The sequence below is a fragment of the Streptomyces durocortorensis genome (assembly GCF_016901035.1).
Lineage (GTDB): Bacteria > Actinomycetota > Actinomycetes > Streptomycetales > Streptomycetaceae > Streptomyces > Streptomyces durocortorensis.
In genome coordinates this window covers 1-10,099 of record NZ_JAFEUF010000240.1, presented here as the reverse complement: position 1 = coordinate 10,099, position 10,099 = coordinate 1, and the positions used below count along the sequence as shown (strand labels likewise).

Below are 10,099 nucleotides of genomic sequence, written 5' to 3'. Positions count from 1 at the left end.
GCCCCCCGGGCGATGGCCCGCCAGCCCACCCGCCGCCCCGGCCCCGGTCGCCCAGCCCACGCCCACGCGTTCCGCCCGTCCGGCCGCGTCATCGCGTCGCCCAGCACGCAAGCGCGTTATCCCGAACATCGCCGCCGCGCCCTATCAGCATGGCCCGCTGGCCGTGCTGGACGGTGACGGTTCCGCGTACGGCGTTGACGGCATCGTGCTCGACTGCCCGGCGACCACGGTGGTGGAGCTGGTGGAGTGGACGTTGCGCGAGGCCGGCCTCGGTGCGCCGAAGCTCCACCGCAACGGCAAGGACTCCGACCCACTGATCGTCCTGACCGCCGCGGCCGCGGTGAAGCTCGGGCTGCCCGAGCGCCTGGAGGACCGCCGCGGGCTGCGCCTGGAGGAGGACCACCCGGTCGTCAAGCAGATCATCAAGGCCAAGTGGCAGCTCACCCAGCGGGGCTTCGGCCCGTGGGCCCGGATCTACCGCAAGGCCACCGGCGGCCAGCGTCAGTGCGTGCAGCTCGCGATCCTGCCCTGGGACGCCCTCGACACCCGCTCCTGGCCCGGCGTCGCCGACATGGACCCCGCCGCCATCGCCCAGGTCCTCGGCATCTACGCCCAGCGGGTGGCCACCCCGCGCGGCAGCACCGCCGTCTCCGGCCTGGAGCTGATGACCGCGCTGCGCCCGCCGACCCGCCCGGTGCGCGACGAGGAGACCGGCAACTGGGTCTCCGGCCACAACCCCGGCAGCCTCGGCACGCAGCCGATGGACCCGGCCCCGCCGGAAGGCCAGATCGAACACCCGGCCGTCTTCAACATCGGCTGGAAGGGCGGCTTCCTCAAGGAGGAAGCGTTCCAGTGGATGCGGTCCGTGGACACCCTGTCCGACGAGGAGTGCCTGCTCCCCTACGCGGTGGGCCTCGACCTCAACACGGCGTTCCTCGCGGCCGCCGCCCGGCTCAACGTCGGCCTCTCGGAGCCCGACCACTTCGTGGCCCCGAAGTTCAACCCGAAAATCCCCGGATCCTGGCTGATCGACCTGTCCCACGTGGAGATCGACGAGCGCCTGCCCTCCCCGTTCACACCGGACGGCGAGCACCCGACGGGCCCGGCCTGGTACCAGACGCACACCGTTGCCTACGCCCAGGAGCTCGGCTACAACGTCGAACCGCTGGAGGCGTACCTGCGGCGCGAGACCGGGGCGTACCTGGACCCGTGGCACGACCGGCTCAAGGCCGCCTACGTCGACACCCTCGCCGACATGGGCGTCACCAAGGACCTCACCGACGCCCAGTTCCTCGCCGCGATGGAGAACCACAAGGACGTGGACCCGGTGCTGACCGCCGTGCTCGCCGCGATCAAGGGCACCATCAAGGGCGGCATCGGGAAGCTGTTCGAGAACCCGCAGGGCAAGGGCCACAAGGACGGCGAGCCGTGGCCGGCCATGATGCGCCCGACGTGGCGCCCCGACATCCGGGCCGCCGTCATCAGCAAGGCCCGGGTCAACATGCACCGCAAGCTCGCGAACATGGCGAAGATGACCGGCATGTTCCCGCTGGCCGTGCTGTCGGACTGCGTCGTCTACCCGGCCCCCAGCGCCAGCCCGCTGGACTTCCTGCCCTACGCGGCCTCCGGCAAGCCGCAGCCCGGAGCCTTCCGCCTGGGGCCCACCCCGGGCCTGGCGAAGCTGGAGGGCGTCCAGGAGATGGCGTGGGCGGTCGACCTGATGGAAAAGGGCCTCAACCCGGCCCGCCACATCAAGGGTGACGGCCACGACGCCGTCCTGGACGAAGGGAAGTAAGACGTGGGGGAGATCGAGGACGCCATCGAGCGGGCCGACCGGGAGAGCTTCACCCGCGAGCCGCCGAAGACGCTCAAGGGCCAGATCGGCTACCTGCTCAAGCAGATGGGCAGCGCCAAGGCCGTCGCCCAGGAGCTCGGCGTCACCGCTGACTCCGTCAACCGCTACCGGCGCGGCGCCCGCAAACACGCCCGCGCCGACGTCGCCGCGAAGATCGACGACGCCGTACGCCAGCGGTGGCAGCCCATGGTGCGCAAGCGCCGGCAGAAGCAGGCCGCCGCATCTGGTGGGATCACGGTGGAGACCCGGGCCCGGTTCGGCTACACCTCGTCCGCCGGATCGACCGACGACGGCCGCTTCCGGCGCCTCACCGTGAAGCTCCCGGCCGCGTACGCGCAGCGCCTCTTCGACGCCCGCGACACCGGGGCCAGCGACCAGCAGATGCGTGAAATCATCGCCGAAGGATTTAAGGACGTGTATTTCCAGGACGGTGGCGGTCGCGCTATGGGACTGTCGGACGTGGAAATCAACGACATCGATTACCTCGATCTGGACTACTGAAATGGGGAGCGAAGCATGACCACGCCATTACCGTCCATCGCCCGTGACAAGAGCCCGCTGCTCGACGCTGATCACGACGCTGTCCGTATCGCCGACGCGTTGCGTCGCAGCCCGCACATCACCTTCGTCGCCCCGGCCGCGCCCGGCGACGAGACCGTCCGGTTCCGTGACGCCGACGGCATCGGCATCGAGCTGTCCCTGTCCGCCGTTGAGCCGGACCCCGATGCTGAGCGGGTGGCGTACGCCCATGACGCCGTCGCGGCCGCGATCGGCAACCACCCGCATTTCATCCGCGCCGTCCTGGAGCAGCCGTCCTTCGGGCTGCCCAACCTCGACGCGATCACCGCGTTCACCCGCACTGGCAACGAGTACACCCTCACCCTGACCGCCGCGTACCACCCCGACCGCGACCAGGAGCACGGCGTCCCGGCCGAGGACATCGCCTACGCCGCCGACCGGCTGCTCTCCAGCGACCCGAGCGACTCGGAACGGGCCACGGCCGAACTCCTCAACTACGTGGCCGCGACCTGGGACAGGCAGGACCTGCCGCTGCGCGAGCACGCCCAGGCTCTTGCCACCGCACTCAGCGCGGGCCTAGAGACAACTGGCAGCCGCGCTGACCAGGACTCTTGCGACGTCGACCACTACTACGGCGGGCCTTGGACCTGGGAGGGCCAGCGGGTCGGTCTCGGCGCCATGCTGTGGTTCCTGGCCGAGTTGGCTGGTGCCGGCATCGTCGGCGCGGACGCGGACGATGCCTTCTGGCGCGGCGCGTCCAACGCCCGCGGCTGGGACGTCAGGGGCAACGGGCGCCGTGTCGATGTGAAGCGCGCCTGGCATCACAAACCTGACGGCATCGGGTTCGGCGGGCCCAAGAGCGGCAGCTACAACCCCGATCTCGTCGACGACATCCTGCTCCTGCACATCGAGAGCGAGGACATCACCACCCACCACGTCTACGCCGCCGACGGGCAGGTCACCACTACTGCCACGGGACGCCCGCGCGCCGCATACCGGGTTCCGGTCGACGCCCTCAACACGTTCATGAAGAAGCGCTCCGAGGTCTACTGGTACGCCTCCCTCTCCGACCTTGCGCCCTACCTCGTGCGGGGCCAGAGCCCCGAAGACGGTCAGCCCTGACTCCCATCGGGAGGATCTCTGCCATGCCCACCACCATGAACTACCGGTGCGCGTACGGTGAGGTGACGACCCGCCGGGAGGACCAGATGAGCGCGCAGCCCGACCACGCCCCCCTCACCCCGTACGCCCCCGCGCCCGGGGCACCGGCCGAACTGCTCCGCCAACTGCGCGCCGACCGGCGCGCCGCGCAGTGGGTGCCGGCCTTCGAGCAGGAGTGGGCGGCCGCTCTGGAGGAGTCCCGCCGGACCTTCTCCCTGGGCGGGCTGTACGCGGTCCTCCAGGACTGGCAGGGCCGCCTCGCCCACGCCCCGGCCGTCGACGCATTCGTCGCCTCTGGCTACGACGACATCGACGCCATCGACATGGCGGAGCTCCGGGGAAGGCGAAAGCGCCGGTGAGCGGACAGCCGTACGCGGTCCGCTTCTCCGCACCCGCCGCGAAGGTCCTCGACACCCTGCCCGAGCACATCGAAGACACCGTGTGGGACGTCCTGAGCGCCGCCGCAGCAGACCCGTGGGGGTTCCGGCAGTGGAACGCGCAGGACCTCGAGGGCGAGGACGTGCGCTACGCGTCCGTCGGCCCGCTTTCCCTCACCTATTGGATCAACCGGCCGCTGCGCCGGCTGACCGTGCTGAACATCGTCTGGCTCGGATAGCCCCCGGTGACAACGCCACACAAGTCGTAGTCACCCATGTGCTCCCAGTTGCCGGGTGCCTGCTGGCTGACCAGCGAGCGGAACCCCAGCAGCAACCTCTCCAGGTCGTGCTGCACGACTCGGGCTGTGTCGCTCTCATGGGTCGGACGCGTCATCTGGGGCGGACTTCCTGGGGATCGCGCTTTTCCTCGTCCACGCGCTCTTGGTGGGCTGAGTGCGCCGTGAACGGGAGCGACCTCCTCGAAACGATTGAGTCGTATGCAGCACGCTGATCTGGACCGTCTGAGGGATGTCAACGGTGACGAGGCTTATCGGGTTCTGTCCGTGCGCGTGCTCTGGAAGACCAGGATGGCCACATCGTCGTCACTATTCACGGTGGCGTCTGCCGAACGGAGCAGCCGGTCGCAGACCACCGGTGGGCTGCCTGTTGCCACGCCCTCCAGTGCCCGCATCAGGGATGCGATTCCCATGTCCACGTCCTCGTTGCGGCGCTCGACCAGGCCATTGGTATAGAGGACCGCTGTGGAGCCAGGGGCGAGGCTGATCGAGCCGGACGTGTGCATCCAGCCACCCGTGCCCAAGGGTGGCCCCTGAGGTTCATCGGCACGCAGGACCGAACCGATTCCGTCACGGATCAGGATGGGCAGGTGGCCGGCCGAGGCGAAGAACAGGCGGCCCTCGTTGGAGTCGTGGACGGCATACATGCAGGTGGCAATCTGGTCGGCGTCGATCTCCGTGAGCAGGGTGTCCAGGAGTTGCAGCACCTCGTGAGGGGGCAGGTCCAGCCGGGCGTACGCCCTGACCGCTGTTCGGAGTTGGCCCATGACCGCTGCCGCCCGTACTCCGCGGCCCGTAACGTCGCCGATGACCATGGCCGTGCGGCTGCCGCCGAGGGGGATCACGTCGTACCAGTCGCCGCCAACCGCGGCCTCCGTGCCGCCCGGTTGGTACATAGCGGCGATGCGCAAGTCATCCGGCTCTGCCAACGCCTGGGGAAGCAAGGACCGCTGCAGGGTTACGGCTGTTTCACGTTGGCGGCGTTCGCTTGCGCGGAGGCGTTCGGCTGCTTCAACGTGGTCGGTGACGTCGGTCGCGAAAACCATCACCCCGTCGCCGTCAGTCACCGGGGTGCACGTGGCGGTGTAAGACCGGCCGTCGAGTGCTTTGCGGGACTTGAGCGTACGAGGCTTGCCGCTACGCAGGACCTGGTCGAAAAGGTCGAGCAAGCCCAGTTCGTTCAGCTCAGGTAGCACCTCGTAGGCAGGCTCGCCCAGAGGGCGCACTCCGAAGGCCCTCACGTAGGCGTCGTTGACGTAAGTGAGACGGTGCTCTGGCCCGTAAACAAGGGCGACGAGAGCCGGGATACGGTCGAGGATAGAGGTATTGGACGATGTCTCGCCGTCAGCCGGGGAAGGGTCCTGCTCCACACGCTGCTTAAAGGCCGCCAGTGACTGCTCGACATCTACGACCGGTCCGAGTGCGTGATGGATGGCATCCTCGGTACTACTGACCGTGTCGCGCAGGCGCGCATTGTCGTCGTCGCCGGTGCGTACGCGCCGCGGTCGACCGGTCAGGCGTTGCCGGATCGTGAGGTGGTTCGACCTGTCACTCATCGTGTCCCGCCTTCCCTCTGGTCGTCAAAGACCCCCAAGGAATCAAACTCTCCCCACAGCGGGCCCAACGTTCTACGCGCTCTGCTCAAGTGAACGCGTACTGTTGCCGCCTCGATGCCCATAATTGCCCCCGCTCGATTGGCATCGAGATCCGCCATGCAGCACAAGGCGACAGCTGCACGTTGTTGCTCACTCAACTGAGCGATTGCCGCACATACTCGACGATACGCGTCCTTGAGATCCAGGTGCGCTGCCAAATCTGGTGTGGTGGACGAGAAGTCGCAGCCCTCCAAGGGCAGGGTGTTTGGCAGGTGACGCAGAGCTGCAAGGCATTCACGCACCACGACTGTGGAAAGCCATGCAGGCCAGTTCTCCACAGGTGGGCTGTGAACATCCTTCATACGGCGCCAGCACCGGATAAAGGCTTCCTGCACCGCGTCCTGAGCCACTACGGAGTTACCGCCGCACACCACAATGCCCTTTGCGAGCATTCTCCGGTACAACGTCCGGTAGAGCTGATCGAAGGCGGGCCCGATGTTGTCACTCGCCATGCCCAGCGCTTCTCACCCTCTGCACTTGGCTGTCTGCCGGGCTTCCAGTGTGCTGTGCTCCGGGTACCCGCATGGTCCATGACAGGCCGTCCTCGTCGACGGCTTGGGCGAACCCTCCCTGTTGGTTCAGGTGTTGGAGTACAACGGCGATGGTCTTGCGTTTGCCCCGCTCTCGGATCCGGTAGGCATACGCCCGCACCACAGCAGCGGCACTCAAGCAGATCGCTGCAGGAAGCCACGCCCATACAGTGTGCATCGTCTGCTCGCCCTCCTCCGTCGGATGCCAGGAACGCCCCAGCTACCTATTGAGAGTGGAGGAGCCGCAAAAACGCTTACAGGGCGATCTCGTAGGCCGCACTCGACTGCGGCCTGTTCCAGCGGGCCGTGATCGCCCTCTCTAGCCGTACGGACACCGTCACTCAGTTGATCACCCGCCGACTCGTCGCACTCGCCCACAGCGGCCTGGCGGCGCTCGATGAGTCCACCGTGCGCACCGTGGTCCGCCAGGTGTCCGCGACGTCCGCACCGCCCCGCCTCCGCCGCCCGCCGATCCGCCGGCGGATCCCGCGCTCACAGAGCTGCGCCACGTCGTCGACGACCTCGCCGCCCACCCCACCCACCAGCTCGGGGAGCTGATGCTCGAAGTCGGCCCGGCCTACCTGTCCGACACTGCGGCCACCGACGTTCTGGCCCTGCTGTGCGAGGAGATCGGCGACGACCTGGAGAACGGCCTCGCGGCCCACCGCTACGCCTTGTCCGGCGACCGCCGCGCCCTGTACGGCACCGTCCTGTAGGCCACTCGCCCCGGTGTTCTTGTGTGGCACACAGGCCGTTTCCCCAGATGGGTGGGGTGTGCTGTGAGGTGTGTGAGCTGTGAGGCGAGGGCCTGCGCCGACGGGGTGCCGCTGCTCCTGGCCGTGCTGCTCGCGGTGGTGTGGAGCGGGCGGCTGCTCGGTGGGTAGCGGGGTGGTGCCGTGGTTGGCGGGGGTGCTGCTCGTGGTCCTGGTGGTGGTCGTCGGGCCGCGCAGCATTTGCATGGGTCAGGCGGCACACGGGTGCTGCACAGGTAGCAGGCCGGCCCCGGCCGATGCAGCACGGCCAGCTGCTGCCCGCTGCCCGAGACCCTTGTTGCAAGCCTCAGATGGCAACAGGTCGCTTTGCTGCTCCACGGCGACGGAACCGTGGATCGCGGATCTGCGATGTTATGCGCGAGATCTATGCGCGGCTGCTGCATACAACGCGGCACCCGTGCTGCTCGCTGGCCCTGCCACCTGGGGCTTTCCCCTCCAGGGGAACGATGTACCGCACGCGGTGGGACAGTCGGCGCGTGTTCTAGAGAACCAGAACAGGACGGTTCCCCTGGTGATACCGTCCCGGCGCGCTACGCCCTGTTGACCTGCGCTTTCCCCCCGTGGGGAACGATGTACGCCCCCTGACCGCCGGACGTCGCGGCGCGTGTTCTGGAGAACCAGAACAAAACGGTTCCCCTAGTGATACCGACTCTGGCCCGCCACTCGCCTTCCGGGACGGGTGTGCGGGCTCGCGGACATGCGAACGGCGCCGCAGCCTGGGGTGGCGGCGCCATGGCGCCAGGAAGAGCTTTGGAGGGCTGCTCAGGCGCTTTGCGCGAGGTTGGCGACCTGGGCGGCGAAGCGAGTCCGGCGCTGCTCGGTGAAGTCCTCTGCAGGCGTCGTGTTGATCTCGGGCACCGCCATGGCGGTACGGGCGACCCGGCCGCCGGTGAGGACGGGGTGGATCTGGTAGTAGCCGCGGCGCAGGAGCCAGGCTAGGCCGGCCTCCCGCAGCTCCTTGAAGCCGCGGTTCACCGCGGGCTTCCCTGCTCCAAGTTCGGCGGCCATCTCGGCCTGGCTGATGTCCACGGCACCGCTGTCCGGGTCCTGGAGGGCCAGGAGGACATCGAGCACACGCCGGGCGGTCAGAGAGATGTCCACGAGGGCGAGCATCCGCAGAGCGTCGCGGGTGAGCGTGATGGGCTCGTCGGACGGGGGGCCAGGTACGTAAGTGGTGCTCACGAGGGCCTCCTGATCGGTTTCGTCTGCCTCTGAGGATATGCCCGGCCGCGTCACGCGCTCGCCTGACGGAACGCCTGGCGTCGGCGCGGCAGCGCCACGACCTTCTCGCGACGGCGGGCCGTCTGGGCTTCCTTCTTCGCCTGCGCCCGCGCCGCGCGCCATTCAGCGGGGTACTCCGGGGACGGGATGATGCAGGCCGGGCCCTTCGCGGCGTTCCACTCCTTCTGCCACTGCTCCTGCTCGGCAGAGGTGCCGGCCACGGTCAACCACGGGTTCAGCTGGAGCACGCCGGGCTTCGCGGTACGCATCCAGCCGATGTGGTGGAAGAACTGCGACGGCTCGCTGACCGAGGCCGCGGACAGGGTGCACAGCTGCTGGAGATCGCGCTGGTTGATCCGGACGTACCCGCGCGGCGCCTTCGTCCGGTCCACACCGTGGTAGCCCGGGTCCTGTGCGGCCACGAGCTTGCACCACACCTGGAACCAGCTGCCCGGCATCTTCATGCTGCCCAGCACGTCCATCAGCAGCCGGGCATCCAGGACGTACCCCTTCAGCTGCGCGCTGACCGCGAACTCACGGCCCTTGATCTTCTCAACGCTGACGACCATGCCGCCCTTGCCGTCCGACCGGGCGACAACACGCTGGCCGGGCCGAACGATTGGCAGCTGCTCCATCAGAAGGTCCTCCAGGAAGATCATCGAGCTGTGGGCCGAACGGTACCACTAGGGGAACCGTCTTGTTTCAGAGGACTAGAACAAACCCCGTCCCGGACAGCTCGCTGCGCCCCGGCGACTCGCCCGAGGTGTGTTCTAGATCTCCAGAACACACCCGACCCTCTTTGTTCTGGAGATCTAGAACACACCGATTGGCGTTTGCCCAGTTCAGAGCGCTTTTCGAGCGTGCGCACTCTTAGGTGTTTGTAGTACGCCAACCCACCCCAAGCTGAGGCCGCCGACGCATCGGCCACAGGCGGGCAGCAGCGGGCAAGCCGGGCGTGTCGCGCGGCGCCTCGTGGGTGACCGGTGCGGACCGTAGGCGACAGCAGCGGCTCTGAGTCTCGGGTGGTACCGGCCGTGACGATTAGGACCAAGGAAGCGTGGCTGGTGCCGGTGGGCGGTTCCGCCGTCCGGCCTGGCGGCCGATCGGCTCCGGTACCTCCGCACATCGAATTAAACCGATACCATATCGGAGCGTCCTTTCCCGTGGCTAAGCTATTTTGGTCCGCGCAATTATGAATTCAGTCGGTAGTTTATGACTGGGGCGGGGGTGATGCTGCAGCGACCCAAACACTACACAGCTTGGGTACGTGATGCAGCATCCCCGCCGCGCGTTCGTTCCCTCGGGGGGAGTCTCGTCGGATTCCGCCCCACAGTGACCGGTCGGCCTGTATGCTGGCGGGGTATTGGTGAACGTGAACGGGCAAGCTCGGGAGTGGGGGAGGGGTCAGGGTGGGGCGCAGCGGAACCCGTCACCGCGGCGAGGCCGGCACCCATGCGACCCGACGATCCGTCACAGTCGTGGCGGGGATGGTGGCTGGAATTCCCAAGCCCTACACAGTCCCGCGCGTGATGCGCCTCTCCTCGTAGGCAGCCTCGGTGATCGCGCTTGCGCGGTCGCCTTCAATTCGCGCTTGCGCGAATTGCATTCCGTTCGGAATTCCGTTTACGGAATTCCATTCCCCCGCTTGCGGGGGAATTCGAATTGCGCTTGCGCAATTCGCGCTCTACGGGGCGGCTTGCCGCCCCGTATCC

General features: G+C 67.8%; 10 protein-coding genes and 1 pseudogene. 6 read left to right on the top strand and 5 right to left on the bottom strand.

What is annotated here, in order from left to right; all coding sequences use genetic code 11:
• From tap to JS521_RS29665, 5 genes are all read left to right on the top strand, one after another.
• Positions 1-1,795 (top strand): telomere-associated protein Tap (gene tap / locus JS521_RS29685; RefSeq protein WP_205086023.1); only part of this gene is annotated, 1,795 nt, incomplete at its 5' end.
• 3 nt (positions 1,796-1,798) lie between these two features.
• Positions 1,799-2,356, top strand: coding sequence for a telomere-protecting terminal protein Tpg (gene tpg / locus JS521_RS29680; protein ID WP_205086022.1), 558 nt, complete (start codon positions 1,799-1,801; stop codon positions 2,354-2,356).
• A gap of 15 nt (positions 2,357-2,371) precedes the next feature.
• Positions 2,372-3,496 carry a hypothetical protein gene (locus JS521_RS29675; RefSeq protein WP_205086021.1) on the top strand — a complete coding sequence of 375 codons (1,125 nt, stop codon included), beginning with the start codon at positions 2,372-2,374 and terminating at the stop codon, positions 3,494-3,496.
• 86 nt (positions 3,497-3,582) lie between these two features.
• Complete coding sequence (locus JS521_RS29670) at positions 3,583-3,894, top strand: DUF6247 family protein (RefSeq protein WP_205086024.1); 312 nt, start codon at positions 3,583-3,585, stop codon at positions 3,892-3,894.
• A complete protein-coding gene (locus tag JS521_RS29665) occupies positions 3,891-4,151 on the top strand; it encodes a hypothetical protein (protein WP_205086020.1) in 261 nt (86 codons plus the stop codon). The genes JS521_RS29670 and JS521_RS29665 overlap by 4 nt, the downstream gene beginning before the upstream one ends.
• 335 nt (positions 4,152-4,486) lie before the next feature.
• On the opposite strand, the pseudogene JS521_RS29660 reads toward JS521_RS29665, so the two are convergent.
• The 3 genes and pseudogenes from JS521_RS29660 to JS521_RS29650 form a co-directional block, all read right to left on the bottom strand.
• A pseudogene (locus JS521_RS29660) lies at positions 4,487-5,725 on the bottom strand (PP2C family protein-serine/threonine phosphatase); the annotation flags it as partial.
• Between the two features lie 35 nt (positions 5,726-5,760).
• The gene (locus JS521_RS29655) at positions 5,761-6,315 is read right to left on the bottom strand and encodes an RNA polymerase sigma factor (RefSeq protein ID WP_205086019.1); all 555 of its coding nucleotides are present in this window, start codon (positions 6,313-6,315) and stop codon (positions 5,761-5,763) included.
• A 419-nt stretch (positions 6,316-6,734) separates the two neighbouring features.
• Positions 6,735-6,926: a hypothetical protein gene (locus JS521_RS29650; protein WP_205086018.1), complete on the bottom strand. Its 192-nt coding sequence runs from the start codon at positions 6,924-6,926 to the stop codon at positions 6,735-6,737.
• A gap of 24 nt (positions 6,927-6,950) precedes the next feature.
• On the opposite strand from JS521_RS29650, the gene JS521_RS29645 reads away from it, so the two are divergent.
• Positions 6,951-7,109, top strand: coding sequence for a hypothetical protein (locus JS521_RS29645; protein ID WP_205086017.1), 159 nt, complete (start codon positions 6,951-6,953; stop codon positions 7,107-7,109).
• An 819-nt stretch (positions 7,110-7,928) separates the two neighbouring features.
• Here JS521_RS29645 and JS521_RS29640 read toward each other — a convergent pair.
• Entirely contained in the window at positions 7,929-8,348 is a 420-nt protein-coding gene (locus tag JS521_RS29640; RefSeq protein ID WP_205086016.1) for a helix-turn-helix domain-containing protein, read from the bottom strand.
• Between the two features lie 50 nt (positions 8,349-8,398).
• Positions 8,399-9,022, bottom strand: a complete 624-nt coding sequence (locus JS521_RS29635) for a hypothetical protein (RefSeq protein WP_205086015.1) — start codon at positions 9,020-9,022, stop codon at positions 8,399-8,401.
• Positions 9,023-10,099: the final 1,077 nt, after the last annotated feature.

Coding starts and splice junctions, on each gene's coding strand:
- JS521_RS29675 (WP_205086021.1), top strand. CDS start 2,372: ATGACCACGCCATTACCGTCCATCGCCCGTGACAAGAGCCCGCTGCTC.
- JS521_RS29670 (WP_205086024.1), top strand. CDS start 3,583: ATGAGCGCGCAGCCCGACCACGCCCCCCTCACCCCGTACGCCCCCGCG.
- JS521_RS29655 (WP_205086019.1), bottom strand. CDS start 6,315: ATGGCGAGTGACAACATCGGGCCCGCCTTCGATCAGCTCTACCGGACG.
- JS521_RS29645 (WP_205086017.1), top strand. CDS start 6,951: ATGCTCGAAGTCGGCCCGGCCTACCTGTCCGACACTGCGGCCACCGAC.
- JS521_RS29635 (WP_205086015.1), bottom strand. CDS start 9,022: ATGGAGCAGCTGCCAATCGTTCGGCCCGGCCAGCGTGTTGTCGCCCGG.